Here is a 17637-nt window from a genome sequence, read left to right on the forward strand (position 1 = left end):
ATGGCTTTAAGTACTCTAAACCCAACAAAAACAACTTCATGGAAGAAGCTGGAAACTCATTTTGGTCAATTGAAAAATGTTTCTATGCAGCAAATGTTCAAACAAGATGCTACAAGAGCGGAGAAATTCAGTATTCTTTGGAATGATTTTTTAATTGATTATTCTAAAAACATTATCAATCAGGAAACGATGGCATTGTTGCTTGAATTGGCAAATGAAATGGGACTTAAAAGTGGAATTGAGGATTATTTTGGAGGTGGAATAATCAATCAAACTGAAAACAGAGCGGTGCTTCATACTGCATTAAGAGCAAAAGAATCGGCGGTAATCAATGTAAACGGAGTAAATGTAATTCCGGAAGTTTATGAAGTAAAAAATAAAATTAAAACTTTTACTAACGAAATTACTTCGGGGAAAAGAACGGGTTATACCGGGAAAGCTTTTACTGATGTAGTTAATATCGGTATTGGTGGTTCTGATTTAGGACCGGCAATGGTAGTGGAAGCTTTACAATATTATAAAAACAATCTGAATGTTCATTTTGTTTCCAATGTTGATGGGGATCATGTGAATGAAATTATTAAAAAGTTAAATCCGGAAACGACTCTTTTTGTTATTGTTTCTAAAACGTTTACTACTCAGGAGACTTTAACCAATTCTGAAACAATTAGAAAATGGTTTTTACAATCGGCTTCACAGGAAGATGTGGCTAAGCATTTTGTGGCAGTTTCTACTAATTTGCAAAAAGTAACCGAATTCGGAATTAATCCTGATAATGTATTTCCAATGTGGGACTGGGTTGGAGGACGTTTTTCTCTTTGGAGCGCTGTAGGATTGTCTATCAGTTTAGCGGTAGGCTTTGATAATTTTGATGAATTATTAAACGGAGCTAACGAAATGGACGAACATTTTAAAACAGCTGAATTTGACAAAAATATTCCGGTTGTTTTGGCATTGTTAAGCGTTTGGTACAATAATTTCTTTGGAGCAGAAAGCGAAGCTTTGATTCCATATACCCAATATTTACAAAAATTAGCGCCTTACTTACAACAAGGAACTATGGAAAGTAATGGTAAGAGTGTAGGTCGCGATGGAAAAGAAGTAGATTATCAAACAGGAACTATTATTTGGGGAGAGCCGGGAACGAATGCTCAACACGCTTTTTTCCAGTTAATCCACCAGGGAACTAAGTTGATTCCAACCGATTTTATTGGTTACGTTCAACCTTTGTATGGTGATATCAATCATCATGATAAATTGATGTCTAACTTTTTTGCACAAACAGAAGCCTTGTTAAACGGAAAAGAGGAAGCAAAAGTTCAGGCTGAATTTGACAAACAAGGATTGTCGGCTGAGGCAGCTGCTTTTCTTTTGCCATTCAAAGTTTTTGCCGGAAACAAGCCTACAAATACCTTCTTGATTCAGAAATTAACTCCTAAATCTTTGGGTTCATTGATTTCTTTATACGAGCATAAAATTTTTGTGCAAGGATTTATCTGGAACATTTTTAGTTATGATCAATGGGGAGTAGAGCTTGGAAAACAATTAGCTAATTCTATCCTGGACGAGATCAATTCGAATGAAGTGAAAAATCACGATAGTTCTACAGCTTCTTTATTGGGGCATTTTTTAAGAAATAAATAACATTTAGCTGATTTTGTTTAAATAACTGATTATCAGTTGTTATTTTTAAAACGGCTATATTATACGAATAAAAACCTCATTTGCTTTTAGTATAATGAGGTTTTTTTTAGACCTTTTTTGTTTATATTTGTTAAAAAAAATATCAAAAACATGTACGAATTCATTCAAAAATTTCATTCAGGTTGGGCTTATTTAGCACTTTTATTATTAGTAGTTGCAGTGATTAATGCTTTTATTGGTTTTGTTTCTAAAAAAGAATTTACTGCTAAAGACAGAAAGATTGCAATTTTTGGATTAATAGGAACACATACTCAATTATTGATTGGTTTGATTTTGTATTTTGTTTCACCACTTGGATTAAATTCTCTGGGACAAATGTCAGACAAAATGTTGCGATTAACGTCATTAGAACATCCATTAATTAATATTATTGCTATTGTTCTAATTACAATTGGTTGGTCTAAACACAAAAAGTTAAGCACAAGCGAATCAAAATTTAAAACCTTCTCGATTTTCTACGGATTTGGATTATTGCTTATTTTAAGTAGAATTCCATGGTCGTTATGGATGCAATAAAATCTTAAAAAGTCCTTTTCAGGACTTTTTTTATCTGGTTTTTGTTTTTAAATAGATTCGAACTAAAAAGCTAATATGAAAAAATCAATAACACTACTTTTTCTATTTATTACTGTTTTTTTTGCTCATGCTCAAAATTCGGCTAAGTCAAAAACGGTTTCAACTACTAAGGGTAATCTGGCTAAGGATACGGTGAAAGGTTTTGCATTTGTAGCTAAAAATCAAGTTGTAAGAGATACCATTCAGGATGAGGTAGTTGGTAAGTTAAAAGTCTATAAAAAAAGTGTTCATGCTTCGTATTACGCTGATAAATTTAATGGAAAGCGAACAGCAAGTGGTATAAAATTCAATAATAACGATTATACGGCGGCTCATAAAAAATTTCCTTTTGGAACTAAATTAAGAATTACCAACGAGGCCAATGGGAAATCGGTTATTGTAGAAGTTGTTGACAGAGGTCCTTTTGTAAGATCCAGAGAAATTGATTTGACAAAAAGAGCCTTTATGGAAATTGCCCGAAATAGAGGTGCAGGTTCAATGATTGTTACCATCGAAGAAATTGTAAAGTAATTTTTTTTAGGTTTAATAGTCAAAAATAGTTGGTAAAAGTTCTGTTAAGCATTGAAAAATATGACACTCCCGAAAGTTTATTGAAATTCGTTTCAATAAACTTTTTTTATTTATGAAAAACTCAAAAAAAAGCGCTGTCCAACATGTAAAAGTCTTCAAACTATTAAATGGGGAATCCAGTTAAATAAGCAAAGATTTAAATGTAAAGATTGTGGACAATTATTTACATCAAATAATAAATCTGTTTCGGATTCTAATAAAGAAATTTGGTTTAGAAACTGGGTAATTGGCAAAGATACATTTGATAAACTATCAGTCGAATCAGGATATAGCAAAAGTACATTGCAACGTTATTTTTCTAAAATGTTATCCAAAGCTCCAATTTTAGAATTTAATTCAACAGATGAAATTTACCTGGTAATTGATGGAACTTATTTTCCAAATGATATTTGTCTGGTGGTTTATAGAAACTTTCATTTAAAGTCGACACAGCTTTATAGAATGACTAATGGAGAGCATTTTGAGGAAATAGCAGAAGACTTGCAAAATTTATTAAGTCTAGGAATCAAAATAAAAAGTATTACATCTGATGGAGACAAATCATCTATAAAAGCCATTAAAAAAGTTTGTCCACGAGTGCCTTTTCAAAGATGTTTAGTCCATATCTCAAGAATGTGTAGAATATGGCTTACACAGAACCCTAAACATAAATCTGGTTTTGAACTCAAACAAATAGCAGTAAAAATCCATCATATTGATTCTGAATACAAACGACAATTATGGCTAATAGAGCTCATTCAATGGGAAGAACGATATAGAGATTTTATTAACCAAAAATCATATAATATTGAAACAGGAAGATATTGGTATACTCATAAAATGGTTAAAAGATCATTTACCGTAATCAAGAAAGCTATACCTAACATGTTCCTGTACTTGAAGGATGACAAAATACCCAACTCAACAAACTCTCTAGAATCCTTTTTTGGACACTTAAAAGGTAACTTGAATATTCATAGAGGATTAAGTTTAGCTAATAGAAAGAACTTCTTGAAATGGTATTTATATTATAAAAACCAAACCTAAAATAGGTTTTTTGTAAGCCATATCAGATTGCCGATAATTAAAAGGATAGCTAAAAACTATCCTTTTAATTATCGTATAATCATCAAATTTATTGCTGGCTGGTTGCTCCTCAGCAGAGCCAACTTCCTCTTCAATTTGATAGCGTAATTTAACTAATCCAAAATGAAAAATTACCAACTATTTTTGACCACATTACCTTTTTTTACCAATTTTGATACGGATTTTTGCTTAAATACGAATTATAATATCGTTTATCATTAGTTACTTCTTCACCCAGCCAATTGGGTTTTTCAAAATCTTCAGTTTCTGATTTTAGTTCTATTTCGGCCATTTCAAGACCTTCGTTTTCGCCGTAAAATTCATCCACTTCATAGGTGTGATGACCTACTTTTACCTCAAAACGTGTTTTGTCTATTACTCCTTTTTCACAAAGCAACAATAAATTTTTAGCCTCATCAACGGCAATTTCTTTTTCCCATTCAAAACGCGACATGCCACTTGCGCTGGAACTGCCTTTTATAGTTAAATAAGCCTTGTTTTCTTTGATTCTCACACGTACTGTGCGCTCGGGATTAGAACTCAAATAACCTTGGATAATGCGTTTTTTAGAAAAAGCTTCTTTTTTATAAGAATCGGAAGTGACTAAAAATTTTCTTTCTATTTCTAACATCTTATTGATAAATTACAAAGTTTAAAGATAGCTTATTCTTTGATAATTTTAAATGTCTGTGGCGAATCAGTATTTGAAATTTTAAGTATATAAAAACCAGCGTTTAGTCTGGAAACATCAATGGTGCCATCGGTGCTTTTTCCATGTAAAACAGCATTGGATTCAAAGTCAAAAAAGTCATAATCAAAACTTTTGTAATCGTAGTTTTTAATTGTAACCACTGTAGTAGCAGGATTAGGGAATACAAAAGGTGTTGGAGTAGTAATGGTTTCAACATAAGGAATATTGTTGCAGGCACTTTCTATCAAAGAAGCTAAATCATTTTCATCAAAAATTAAGGTGTAATCAAGTGCTTTAGCTTTTTCAAATAATTCACAAGCTTCGCTGTGTTTTTTTTGATCGAGATAAATAATTCCTAAATTTTTCATCGCATACGAATTGTTTTTGTCCATTTTTAAGGCTTCTTGTAAATCTTCAATTCCTTTTTCGGATTCCCCCAGTTTATGATACAATAAACCTCTGGTAGTTCGTAAATCTCTACTTCCGTAATTAGATGAATGTGAGATGATTTTTGCTTCTCTGGTAAAAGCAATGTTAATATTCTCCATGGCTTTTTCATATTCGCCAATATCACTATAAAGTTTAGCCAGTCCCCATCTTGCGTGACCGTGTTGCGGTTGCTCGGTAACAATTTTTTCCAAATAATAGCGGGCTAAATCAGTGGATTTTTTCTGCTGCAGATAATTGGCAAAATTATATAAAATCCGATAGTCTTTTGGAGCTGCAGCCATCGCTTTTAGATAATATTGATAGGCTGAAAGTTCCATTTCAAGTGCGCCAAACTGGTTAGCTAATAAATCATAAAGACTGCTTTTAAACTTAGTTCTACTGGTTTTTACAGCTTCCGAAATTACTTTAGTAGTATCTTTTTCGGATTTTTTAATAATCGATTCTACTCTTTTTAAATCATCAATAGCTAATGTTCTGTTTCCAAGACGAGCTCTTAAATTACCTCTCTGAAACAGGTCGTTGATGTGGGTTGGATTGTAGTTGGTTCTGGTGTTTAATTGAGTAAGTAATTGGAGATGTTTTTTTGCATTTTCTTCATTTTCTTTGTTACTGAAAGGTAGTTTATGATCGGTTCTGCTTAATAATTTACCATGCGAAAAGTTCCAGGTAACTAATTTTTCGCCTTGGCTGTCGTATTGAAAACTATTGGAATCTCTACGTCCATTGTCGTCATAATAAAAAACTTCGTTTATTTTTCCATTATTATGATAGGTTTTTAGGCTATCTATTTTTTTGTCAGATCCTTTCCAAATTTCTACAGAAACTATTTTATCTCTGTAGAAGTATTTAAAAACAGTTTTATTAGAGTTATTGTTTTGACTCCAGAATAAGATTGGGAAAAATAATAGAAAAGAAAGTATTTTTATATTCATGTTATTTTGTGTAAATGAAATGTTTGTTGATTTTATTCAGGATTAAATGTAAGTAATTTTTGTAGATTTTAAAATGATAATTTTCTATAATTTTGTTTTATGCTCGAAATAAATTCTCATAGAAAAATCATACACATCGATATGGATGCTTTTTTTGCTTCTGTGGAGCAAATGGACAATCCGGAGCTGCGAGGAAAACCTATTGCTGTGGGAGGTTCTGAAAACAGAGGGGTAGTGGCAGCGGCGAGTTATGAGGCGAGGAAATTTGGTGTTCGTTCGGCAATAAGCGGAGTTTTGGCCAAGAAATATTGTCCGGAACTTATATTTGTCCGTCCCCGATTTGAGCGTTACAAGGAAATTTCGAATCAAATTCATAAGATTTTCCGCGACTATACCGATTTGATTGAACCGCTTTCGCTTGACGAAGCTTATCTGGATGTAACCCAAAATAAAAAAGGAAATCCCAGTGCGAGTTTATTGGCACAGGAAATTCGAAATCGTATTTTTAATGAAGTGGGTTTAACGGCTTCGGCGGGAATTTCGATTAATAAATTTGTGGCCAAAATTGCAAGTGATTACAATAAGCCCAACGGACAAAAAACCGTTACTCCCGATGAGGTGATTCCGTTTCTGGAAGTTTTACCTATTCGCAAATTTTATGGTGTGGGTAAGGTGACAACGGAGAAAATGTACCAACTGGGGATTTTTACCGGACAGGAATTAAAGAGTAAATCATTAGAATTTTTAGAAAAGCATTTCGGTAAATCAGGGAGTTATTATTACCATGTGGTGCGCGGTATTCACAATAGCGAAGTGAAATCGAGTCGAATTGCGAAATCAGTAGCCGCCGAACATACTTTTGAAACTAATTTGTCTTCGGAAATCTTTATGTTGGAACAATTGGAGAACATTGCCAATAGTTTAGAGCGAAGGTTGAAAAAACATCATGTTTCAGGAAAAACAGTAACCTTAAAGATAAAATACAGCGATTTTACACAACAAACCCGAAGTAAAACCCTGCCTTATTTTATTGCCGATAAAGGATTGATTTTAGAAACAGTAAAAGAATTGTTGTATCAGGAACGAATGAAAGATTCGGTTCGGTTGCTTGGGATTTCTATGAGTAACTTAAATACCGAAGTTAAAAAAGCAGTGGTTGCAGTTCAATTGAAATTTGACTTTTAAAAAACACAAAACCCTTCTTTTGGGGAAGGGTTTACATTTAATATTATAATTTGAAATTAGTCTTTACTGGAAAGTTTAGATAGCAATCTCAGGAATTCGATGTATAGCCAAACTAAGGTAATCATCAATCCCATGGCACCAAACCATTCCATGTATTTTGGCATTCTTTGTTGCGCTCCTTCTTCAATTCGATCAAAATCAAGGAATAAATTTAAGGCGGCAATTATAATCACAAAAACACTGATTCCAATACTCCACATCGAATTTCCATAATGTACCGGTTGGTAGCTTGTAAATAGCGAAAACAGCCAGGAAATCAAATAATAAGTAGCTATAGCCAGTGTAGCAGCAACAACGACAGATTTGAATTGTTCGGTTACTTTTATTATTCGGTATTTGTACAATCCCAGACAAACGGCAAAGGTTACAAATGTTGCTCCTACAGCCTGAATGACAATTCCCGGGTATTTGACTTCAAAAATTGCTGAAATTCCTCCAATGAATAAGCCTTCAAATATAGCGTAACCCGGAGCTAAATAGCCGGAATATTGTGGTTTAAAAGCAGAAATAATAACTAAAACAAAACCGATTATAGCTCCGCCAATGGCAGGAACAATAGGGTTCATTCCGTTAAAAGTCATCCACCAGGTTACCATGGCAGCTGCTGTAAGCAATAAGAATAATAAAATAGTTTTGTTGATAGTTCCCGAAATGGTCATGTCCTGATCATAACCAATAACAGTGGCTTCGTGAACTTGTTCTGCTCTTGATGTAGGCGAGAAACTTTTATTGTTTAAAAAAGGGTTTCTAGATTTGAATTCCATAGTACATTACATTTTATGTTAGCCAAATATAAATGATATTTTTCAGGAAATTTGTTTAATTCTTCTTAATTTTTTTATTCTGATTTTGTTGTTTATTTTGACAATAATATAAAAAATCACTAATAAATAAGGCTGAATATTCTCTTAATTCGTACATTTATCTCCCCGGTTTTTTAATGAAATACAATTATAATGTCTCAATTTCTGCTGTTAGACCCCAAAACTGTTTTCCAACTTTATTTTTTAGGAAATTTATTTGTTTGTATTCTGATATTTAGCTACTCGTTTTCTTATGCTACTACCGACAACAGAAAGATTTTAAACTACTATGGTCTTGGCAAGTTATTGTTAACCATAGGTTGGGTTTTTCTTTTTTTAAGAAATACCATTCCTGATTTCCTTTCGATTAATATAGCTAATATGATTGTTTTTTCGGCCTGTTGTTATGAAACAATTGCAATACTTGCTATGTTTAAAACAAAATCAAAGCAGTCGGTTAAAATACAAATAGGGATAACTATTGTGGCAGCAATCGTTTTTAACATCGCAACAGTTTTAGAAAGCACCATTAATACCCGTGTTTTGATTGTTTCTATTGGTTTATTTGCTATTTATTTACGACCAACTATTAGCTATTTTACGGATACAAAACATAATTTCTTCAGAACCTTCTACGGACTATGTTTTTCCGGATTTGAAATTTTATTGGTCATCAGAATCATTTATAATTATTTCAATCCGCAAACGGATTTCTTTGCACAAAGTGTTTTTGATAGCATGTATAATGTCACTTTGTTTTTGCTGTCGTTAACCAGTACCGTTGGTTTTTTATTACTGATAAAAGAAAAACAGGATTTGAAAATCCAGCGACTTTTAAAAGATAAAAATCAGTTTTTTTCTATCATCGCTCATGATTTGCGTGGGCCTTTAGGATCTTCGGTTGGACTTTCGGAAATACTAACCGAAAATATTGGACAGTATAGTCTTGAAGAAATTAAAGAGATTACTGAAATGCTCCATCAATCCAACAAAAACAGTTACAAACTGCTGGAAAATCTATTAGGATGGTCGCAGGTACAAACCGGTATGATTGAGTTTAATCCGAAGAAAATTGCGTTGAATGCTTTAATTGAGGATAATCTGGAACTCAATAAAAATGCAGCATTGAATAAAAATATCCGTCTTATGTTTGATTCGGATGAATTTATCGAAGTCGAAGCCGATAAGAATATGATTGATACCATAGTGCGAAATTTACTGACAAACGCAATTAAGTTTACTGATAAACACGGTCAAATACAGGTGAAAATGAAAAAACAGGCTCAAAATGCTGAGGTTTCTGTTATAGATAGCGGTGTTGGGATTCCTAATAACATCAAAGAAAAATTGTTTAAAATCAATGGGAGAGTTACGCAAAAAGGGACTGAAAACGAAATAGGAACAGGACTGGGTTTGTTACTTTGCAGTGAATTTATAAAAAAACACCAAGGCGAAATTTGGGTAGAAAGTGAAATAGGTAAGGGGAGTACTTTTAAGTTTAGTTTGCCTTTAGCATCGATGAAAAATTAGCTTAGTAAAAAGGCTGTCTCACTTTTTGTGAAACAGCCTTTGTAATGTAATTGAAGAGAATTCAAAAATCTAAAAATGCTATTACAATTTCACCGATTTTTCCTTTCCGTCGTAACTTATAGTTTTATCGAAATTAGTTGTACCAGTCATTCCAGTTCCTTTTCCCTTAGTTGCAAGTATAATATTAAACGTTCTGTTTTTTATCATTCCTTTGAAGTCTCCTTTTCTTTTTCCAACAGTTAATGTTTTAGTTTGCTCATTCCATTTAAAAGTTATTGTAGAATAGGCTCCTTTTTCATAATTGTAATTGTCGTTTTCATCTTCGTATAAAGTGAATTCACCATTAGCTCCGGGATAAACACGAATTTCTAAGTTATCCCATTTTTTCTCCGTAGCATATTGCACTTTTGGACCAAAAGGAATAATACTTCCTGCTTTAATGTACAAAGGAATTTCATCGATAGTTGTTGCTTTTTCAATTTCCTGACCACCATTAATTTTCTCATTTGTCCAGAAATCAAACCATGCTGCTCCTTCTGGCAAATACACTTTTGTCGATTTAGCCTGGGTAAAAGTAACAGCTTGTACTTTAGCTCCGTTAGCATCATTATCTTTATTCCAACCTGTTTCTTCGTTTGATTTTACAATAGTTTCCGGAGTATATTGCGCATTAACAACAGGTGCAACCAATATTGATTTACCAAATAGATACTCATTGTTCATATCTACCACCTTCTTATCATTAAAATCCATCACCAAAGCACGCATCATAGTCGATTGATTATTGGTAATATCCCAAGAAGCAGAATAAATATAGGGCAACAATGAATAACGCAAATCAATTGTTTTAACTATCGCATCATAAATTGTTTCGCCTTTTTTTCCAAAATTATAAATCTCTCTTGGAATATCTGTACCATGCGAACGCATCATAGGAGTGAATGCCCCAAACTGAAGCCAGCGAACATACAATTCCTGAAACGATGGATTCTTAGTTCCGTCGCCCCATCCTCTTTTATAAGCACCTGCGAAAAAACCTCCAATATCCGTATTCCAATACGGAATGGCACTCATAGAAAAGTTTAGACCAGCCGGTATCTGATTGCGTAAGGATTGCCAAGAGGAATTCACATCACCCGACCAGGTATTAGCTCCGTAACGTTGTTGTCCAGCAAAAGCTGAGCGGGTAAGAATAAAAATACGTTTATCAGCACTTGCTGCACGTTGGTGTTCTGAAACTCCTCCTACCGTCATCAATGGAAAAGCGTTGCGTACTTTTCGGAACGAACCAAGGTGCGTTTTTAAATCAAAATCGGAAGGTTTAAAGTCTAGATGATCTGGTTCGGACGAATCCATCCACCATCCGTCAATTCCCAACGAGAAAAGACCTTTGTTTAAATACTTCCAATATATATCACGAGCTCCTGGATTGTATGGATCATAAGGCTGAACACCTGATGGATAGTCACGGTTTGGCGGCCAGGTTTCTAATCCTGATTGTGGCCAGGTACCAAAATTTAAAAGCATACCCTTTGGTTGCATTTCTCGAAATTGCTTAGTTTGTGGTCCAAATGAATTCCAAATAGAAATAATTAGGTGTGCATTCATGTTGTGAATATCATCCACCATTTTCTTTGGTTGTGGGAATTCAGGATTTAGAAAATCCATCGCATTCCACAAATAATTATTTCCCCAATATTGCCAATCCTGAATAATTCCATCAAGCGGAACACCCAATTCACGGTATTTACTCACTACGCCTACCAGTTCATCTTGGCTTTTGTAGCGTTCTTTACTTTGCCAATAACCAAATGTCCATAATGGAAACATCGGAGCTTGTCCGGTAAGCTCTCGCATACCTGCAATCGAACCATCAATGTTTCCACCAACCATAAAATAATAATCAATACAATCGCCAACTTCTGATTTGAATGAAGCACTTTCTGGCTTATCTTCAAAAGTAGTAGGCGAATAATTATCCCAGAACAATCCGTAGCCTTTTGTAGAAACCAGGAAAGGTACATAATCATCAACATTGCCTTGTACCATGTTGATTTTTGCATTACGCAGTGATAATTTACCTCGCTGTTGTTGACCCAGACCATAAATAGCCTCGTCTTTATCTAACACAAATAATTGATTGATACTATAGGTTTTAGATCCTGCATCATCAAAATCAGTAAATTTTGATCCTGATGCTGCCTCATTTAAAAGTGCTCCTCCAGCAATTGTGTAATATGCTATTTTACCCGATTTTAAATCAACATCCACTTTCAGTTTTTCGCTTTTTAACGAAACCACATCTCCTTTTTGTTGAATTGTGAATTTTGTTTGCTGTGGTTTTTTGGTAACGGATAGACTTTCTTTTTTGAAAGCAACTCCTTCAGGTGATTTTAAAATACGAACAATACCTGGACTGTAAAACTGAACCTCAACATCCATATACTGAAGTTTGGTTTTTAGCCCTAAAGCCGTTTTTTGATAATTTTGAGCTGCTAATGACGAAAAAGAAAACAGCGCAAGCAACAAAATGTACTGGCGGTTTCTACTCAGAAATGCATTTTTCATTTGGTTTATTTTAAGTTAATCAATATCAACCAAAGCTATTTATATTCATTTAAAGAAAGTGGTACGATATGTTGTTTTCATTGGTACATTTCGTTGTTTATTCTTTTACAACAACTCATTATCAGTACTTTTAACGTTTTGAACATACTTTGACGGACTGACTCCAAAAGCTTCTTTAAAATATTTGCTGAAATATTTCTGCGTATTGAAACCTACTTTTTCGGCTACTTCAGCTACTGGATATTGTCCCTGAATTAAAAGTTGAGCAGCGCGTTTTAATCGAATGGAACGAATAAATTCCGAAGGTGCCAGTCCTGTTATAGAGTGCATTTTTTTATACAAAACCGTTCGATCCATTCCCAAATCCTGACTAAATTGCTGAACGGAATAATCTGGATTATCCATGTTTTTTTCCATGCAGTCAAGTGCCTTTTCAATCAGCTGTTCGTCAATTGAGGTAATCGTAATCTCTTTTGGATTCACTTCTAATTTTTTCGAAAATGCCGATTGCCGTTGGTTTTTCTGTGCAATCAATTTCTCTATTCGAAGTAATAATATTTTCAGATTAAACGGCTTAGCCAAATATTCATCAGCTCCCGATTGATAGCCCGTCATTTTAAGTTCTTCGGATGTGCGTGCGGTCAATAATATCACAGGAATATGCGAAGTTTGTACGTTTGATTTTATGCGTTTGCACAATTCGAATCCATCAACTTTGGGCATCATCACATCGCTTATGATTAAATCGGGAGATTTTGACAAAGCCAAAACTTCTCCTTCTTCGCCATCAGCAGCTTCAAAAACTTCATATTGATGAGACAATTCGGTTACCAGAAAACGTCTTAAATCATCATTGTCTTCCACTACTAAAAGAGTCTCTTTCTTTGATGTTGTTTCAATATTCTGATTATCGATTGTATCTTCAGGAACAGCAACAAGAATTTCAGAATCTAATTTTTGAGGAACAAGATTTGTTGGAATTCTAACCGAAAATATCGTTTTTATATTCGGTTCACTTTCCACCATTACATCTCCAGAATGTAATTCAACATATTCTTTTACCAGATGCAATCCAATTCCGCTTCCGCCCTGAGTTGTCGAAGCCTGATAAAAACGGTTGAATACATTAGGCGCATCATTTTCCGAAATTCCTAAACCTGAATCAACAACTTCCAGTTGTATAACATCCGAATTTTGACTTTCTTTTGGTTTCGAAATTCGCACGGTAATTGTTCCTCCTGCTGGAGTAAACTTGAAAGCATTCGACAACAAATTATTAATTACTTTATATAATTTATCATTATCAAAATACAGGAACAACTCTGGCTTTTCGGATTGTATCGAAAAATCAATCTGTTTTTCCTGTGCCAGTTTGCCAAATAAATCTTCAAATTGCATTACAAAATCTATCAAATCGCCAAAAGTAAGATTCAGTTTTTCACCCGAAATTTCCAATCGTCTAAAATCCAATAACTGATTGACCAAATGTTGCAAATTTAATGCATGACGGTGCACTAATTGAATTCTGGATTCGATTGCAGTTCCTTTTATTTCTTTCAAAATGGATTCCAGCGGAGTAATAATCAACGTAAGCGGGGTGCGGAATTCATGGCTGACATTGGTAAAAAAACTAAATTTCATTTCATTCAGTTTTTCTTCATTCTTACGTATTAATTGCTGATTGGTCCATTTTTTATAATAAGATAATGAAAAATAAAGCAACAACGAGAGGAGTACCAAATACAAAACATAAGCAACTGGCGTTTTCCAAAAAGGTGGATTTACAACAATTTTGATTTCGGCATACTCTTTCGACCATTCTCTACTATTGCTTGCCGCCTTCACTTTCAGCACATAAGTTCCTGGAGCCAAATTAGTATACGAAGCATTTCCAGTTCCATTTTGCGCCACTATTTCACGCCAATTATCATCCACACCTTCCAGACGATAGCGGTAATAGGTTTGCGTAGGATTGACATAATTCAATGCCGAAAAATCAACACTTATAAAATTCTGATTGTAATTTAACGCAATACTTTTAGTTGTAGCAATTGCATTTTTCAATATGATATTACCATCATAAGATTCACCCGATTTAACTTTTGTTCCAAAAAGCATTAAACCAGTAAACAATGGTTTTTGCAATTGTTTAAACGACCAAGGTTTTTGTAAATCGATGCTGTTAAAACCATTAACACCGCCCATTAACAGCTGTCCATTATTCGATGCAAAAGTAGCGGAAGCTGTAAATTCATTCTCAATCACTCCATCGTAATGGTTGAAATTGGCAATCGAAAAACGAAGCTTTTTTTCCTTAGTATCTACTGCAATACGGGAAACACCTCCCGCGGTGGTAACCCATATTAGTCCTTGCTTGTCTTCTACAATTCCTTTAATGCTATTATTCACCAAGCCATCATCGGTAAAAAGCGTATGCAATTCGGATTTTGATGGCTGCCAAACACTTAACCCATCCTGAGTGCCAATCCATACAATTCCACGACTGTCCTTGAAAATAGCTGTATAATTTTGGTTTTCGTTTTTCAGCAATTTTTTCAGCGGTTGGCTGATTTTATTCTTTTTATAATTATAAACAAACAATTCAGCGTTGCTTCTTCCCAAAAAAGATTGGGTATCAAAAGCAATCAATTGAGAAACTGAACCTAAGGATTCTCCATTCAACACCAATTTCAACGGCTGAAACACTCCATTCGCAGAATTAAAAACAGCTAATCCATCTGATGTTGCGACTAAAAATTCTCCATCTGGTTTTTCCACAATGGAACGACAATTTCCACCGAGAGGATCAATATGTTTAAGCTGATTGTTTTGCAAACAATACACTCCTTTATTTCGTGTACAAATCCAAATCCGATTTTGGGAATCTTTTGTCATCGAAAAACAATCTACATCGGCTGGCAATCCAGTAAAAATGGAAAGTTTCGAAGTTTCCGGAGAATAACTGTACAGTCCATTTTTTGTTCCAACCAAAATCGTATTTTGTGTCGTTTGCTCAAAACAACTTACATCAATATCTTTTAATTGTGTTCCAAAAAACGTTTTCCCAACATTCTTAAATTTGAATCGGTCAGGATGGTAATACAACAATCCATGATTGAATGTCCCAATCCAGAGTCCGCCTTGTGAATCGTTATAAAGTGTACTCGCTTCGGTATTTACTGCGGTTCCATCAACCAATTTAAACGATGGAATAAAATGTTTTTCTTTCAGATTTTTGTCAATAAACCACAATCCGATAGCGCAACTCACCCATAAATTGCCTTTTTTATCGACAGAAATGGTATTGAGCCAATAGTCAGTTTGAAGTATTTTTGTATGCGTCCGTTTTTTAATATCATAAGCCAACATGACACTCCCTCCTCCATTCCGTATTTGATACAATGAATTCTCCGACTGAACAACCATCAGCGTGTTGCCATATTTCGTTGGATTTTCATTCGACAAAGAATTGGTTTTATACAACTCTTTAGCCGTCTTCAAATCATAACAAACTATCAATCCATGTCTATAGAACAGAAAAAGTTGTTGCTTAATAACAGCTATATCATAAAGTTGGTCTTTTGTCCCATTGGGAGTCGAAACGTTTTTGAGAAAAATTGAAGTCTTTCCGTTTTTGGCATTTCGAAATAACAACTTATCGGAAGATGTGAGCACCCAATAATTCTGAGAAGCATCCAGAAAAAAGTCAGCAATGGGTTCCCGAATTCCCATTTTCAATAAAATACTATCAGGTTTCGACACAAAACGTTCCTGTTTTATATCAATACCCATCAGCTTTGCTTTGTCTTTTATCCAGACATATTCTTTGTCCACATAGCCATGGTGAAATCCTGAATAGCCCGTTAATCGGGAAATGTTGTTGCCTTTTAGATGTAAATATTTAAAAGAAGTTCCGTCATAAATATTGGTTACACCTTCGGTGGTAATTACCATTCGACCATCTTGAAGTTGCAAAATGGTACGCACTCTATTTTCAGAAAGTCCGTTTTTAGAATCGATAGCTGTAAATACGAAAGACTGCTGCGCATTTAGAGATACACAGCAAAACAAAAACAACCCCAGTAAAATATAACGACGAAAATTACTATTCATAATTGTTATTGGAATTCACAATAACGAAACTACAAAAAAAACCGTCTCGCTTTTTTTAAAACGAGACGGTTTTATAGTTGTACAGTTTCAAAATCAATTCTTTTGAAGCATTTTCAAATCAACAACTGTTCTAAAACCCACATGGTTTGAACTGGAACCTTCAGCCATTCCCATTCGGGCAGAAATTCTGAAACTGGAACAATAGGATTCGTTACACAAAAAAGAACCTCCTTTTATTATTCGCTCATTTTCATATTGATTGCTTGGATTCCATGCTTCAGTAGCCCCCTGAGGATTTCTGGTAGTTTCCCCTTTCGAAAATAACTCCTGATAGTAATTTACATTGTACCAATCCTGAGTGTATTCCCAAACATTTCCGGCAATATCATAAATTCCTAATGAATTTGGAGTAAATGATTTCACCGCAGCCAAAGCTGAATAGCCATCACTTTTAGCGTTGTAATTTGGGAAATCTCCCTGCCAGGTATTGGCCTTTTTATCCATTTTTGATTGATCATCGCCCCAACTGTAAACAGGATTTTTTAAATTTCCCATAGCTGCTAATTCCCATTCGGCTTCTGTAGGCAATCTGCGTTTCGCCCATTTGCAATAAGCCTGAGCATCTTCAAAAGAAATATGAACCACTGGATGATTATCTTTTCCTATGATATTGGAATTTTTCCCTTCTGGATGTCTCCAATTAGCTCCTGTTTGCCATTTCCACCACTGACGAAAATCAGTATAATTAGTCACATTTTTTACCTCATCATTAAAAACCAAAGAACCGGGCTGCAATATAGAATCGGCTGGTTTTGGTGTTCCTTCGGGCAAGGATTTTTTAAATTCTTCCCAGTTAATTGGTCTTTCGGCAGTGGTTACATAATGAGTTTCAGCTACAAATTTTTTAAAACAGGCATTCGTAACTTCGGAGATATCCATAAAAAAACCATCAACAGCAACACTATGTGCCGGTTTTTCATGTTCGAGTGCTAATCGATCGTTTTCTTTTGCTCCTTGTGTAAATGTATTTCCCGAAACCCACACCATATTGGGCGGAGTTACAACATTTTCGGGCTGATCTTTGATAACTTGCTCTTTGTTATTGCAAGCAAAAATGGCAACCAACAAAATTCCAAAAATCAACTTATTAATCTTCATATCAATTGTAATTTATCTTAAAGCAAAAAATACTTATACCATCCTAAAATTTAGGACTAGACAAAACTACTATTTTTTTAATGACTATCCGTCTCATATACCAATGATTGAGAATGGCACACAGATGAAACTGATTTTAACGGATTATCGCAGATTGTGATTTACAAATAGCAATGAAAAATCCGTTTTTATCTGTTCAATCAGTGTCACCTGCCTGTCGGCAGACAGGTCT

General features: G+C 34.4%; 12 protein-coding genes. 6 read left to right on the forward strand and 6 right to left on the reverse strand.

The window, feature by feature from the left end:
• From pgi to BIW12_RS07385, 4 genes are all read left to right on the forward strand, one after another.
• A complete protein-coding gene (pgi, locus tag BIW12_RS07370; RefSeq protein WP_071184529.1) occupies positions 1 to 1644 on the forward strand; it encodes a glucose-6-phosphate isomerase in 1644 nt (547 codons plus the stop codon).
• 150 nt (positions 1645 to 1794) lie between these two features.
• On the forward strand, positions 1795 to 2220 hold the full coding sequence (locus BIW12_RS07375; RefSeq protein ID WP_071184530.1) for a hypothetical protein: 426 nt from the start codon (positions 1795 to 1797) through the stop codon (positions 2218 to 2220).
• A gap of 75 nt (positions 2221 to 2295) precedes the next feature.
• Positions 2296 to 2790, forward strand: coding sequence for a septal ring lytic transglycosylase RlpA family protein (locus tag BIW12_RS07380; protein ID WP_071184531.1), 495 nt, complete (start codon positions 2296 to 2298; stop codon positions 2788 to 2790).
• 108 nt (positions 2791 to 2898) lie between these two features.
• Positions 2899 to 3876, forward strand: coding sequence for an IS256 family transposase, variant Zn-binding type (locus tag BIW12_RS07385; protein WP_157499505.1), 978 nt, complete (start codon positions 2899 to 2901; stop codon positions 3874 to 3876).
• A 202-nt stretch (positions 3877 to 4078) separates the two neighbouring features.
• Here the strand turns inward: BIW12_RS07385 and BIW12_RS07395 are convergent, their stop codons facing one another.
• A complete protein-coding gene (locus BIW12_RS07395) occupies positions 4079 to 4546 on the reverse strand; it encodes a CYTH domain-containing protein (RefSeq protein ID WP_071184534.1) in 468 nt (155 codons plus the stop codon).
• 32 nt (positions 4547 to 4578) lie between these two features.
• Complete coding sequence (locus tag BIW12_RS07400; protein WP_071184535.1) at positions 4579 to 5988, reverse strand: tetratricopeptide repeat protein; 1410 nt, start codon at positions 5986 to 5988, stop codon at positions 4579 to 4581.
• A 99-nt stretch (positions 5989 to 6087) separates the two neighbouring features.
• On the opposite strand from BIW12_RS07400, the gene dinB reads away from it, so the two are divergent.
• Positions 6088 to 7173, forward strand: coding sequence for a DNA polymerase IV (dinB, locus tag BIW12_RS07405; protein ID WP_071184536.1), 1086 nt, complete (start codon positions 6088 to 6090; stop codon positions 7171 to 7173).
• Positions 7174 to 7229: 56 nt separating this feature from the next.
• Here dinB and BIW12_RS07410 read toward each other — a convergent pair whose 3' ends face one another.
• Positions 7230 to 7997, reverse strand: coding sequence for a Bax inhibitor-1/YccA family protein (locus BIW12_RS07410; protein ID WP_071184537.1), 768 nt, complete (start codon positions 7995 to 7997; stop codon positions 7230 to 7232).
• Positions 7998 to 8189: 192 nt separating this feature from the next.
• Between BIW12_RS07410 and BIW12_RS07415 the strand changes: the two genes are divergently transcribed.
• On the forward strand, positions 8190 to 9566 hold the full coding sequence (locus tag BIW12_RS07415) for a sensor histidine kinase (protein WP_071184538.1): 1377 nt from the start codon (positions 8190 to 8192) through the stop codon (positions 9564 to 9566).
• An 81-nt stretch (positions 9567 to 9647) separates the two neighbouring features.
• Here BIW12_RS07415 and BIW12_RS07420 read toward each other — a convergent pair whose 3' ends face one another.
• The 3 genes from BIW12_RS07420 to BIW12_RS07430 form a co-directional block, all read right to left on the reverse strand.
• Complete coding sequence (locus tag BIW12_RS07420; RefSeq protein WP_071184539.1) at positions 9648 to 12134, reverse strand: glycoside hydrolase family 31 protein; 2487 nt, start codon at positions 12132 to 12134, stop codon at positions 9648 to 9650.
• Between the two features lie 105 nt (positions 12135 to 12239).
• Positions 12240 to 16247: an ATP-binding protein gene (locus BIW12_RS07425; RefSeq protein WP_071184540.1), complete on the reverse strand. Its 4008-nt coding sequence runs from the start codon at positions 16245 to 16247 to the stop codon at positions 12240 to 12242.
• A 93-nt stretch (positions 16248 to 16340) separates the two neighbouring features.
• Positions 16341 to 17405 (reverse strand): formylglycine-generating enzyme family protein, encoded by a 1065-nt coding sequence (locus BIW12_RS07430; RefSeq protein ID WP_071184541.1) that lies wholly within the window; start codon positions 17403 to 17405, stop codon positions 16341 to 16343.
• Positions 17406 to 17637: the final 232 nt, after the last annotated feature.

Origin of the sequence: Flavobacterium commune, assembly GCF_001857965.1 — a bacterium.
GTDB classification, from domain to species: Bacteria; Bacteroidota; Bacteroidia; order Flavobacteriales; family Flavobacteriaceae; genus Flavobacterium; species Flavobacterium commune.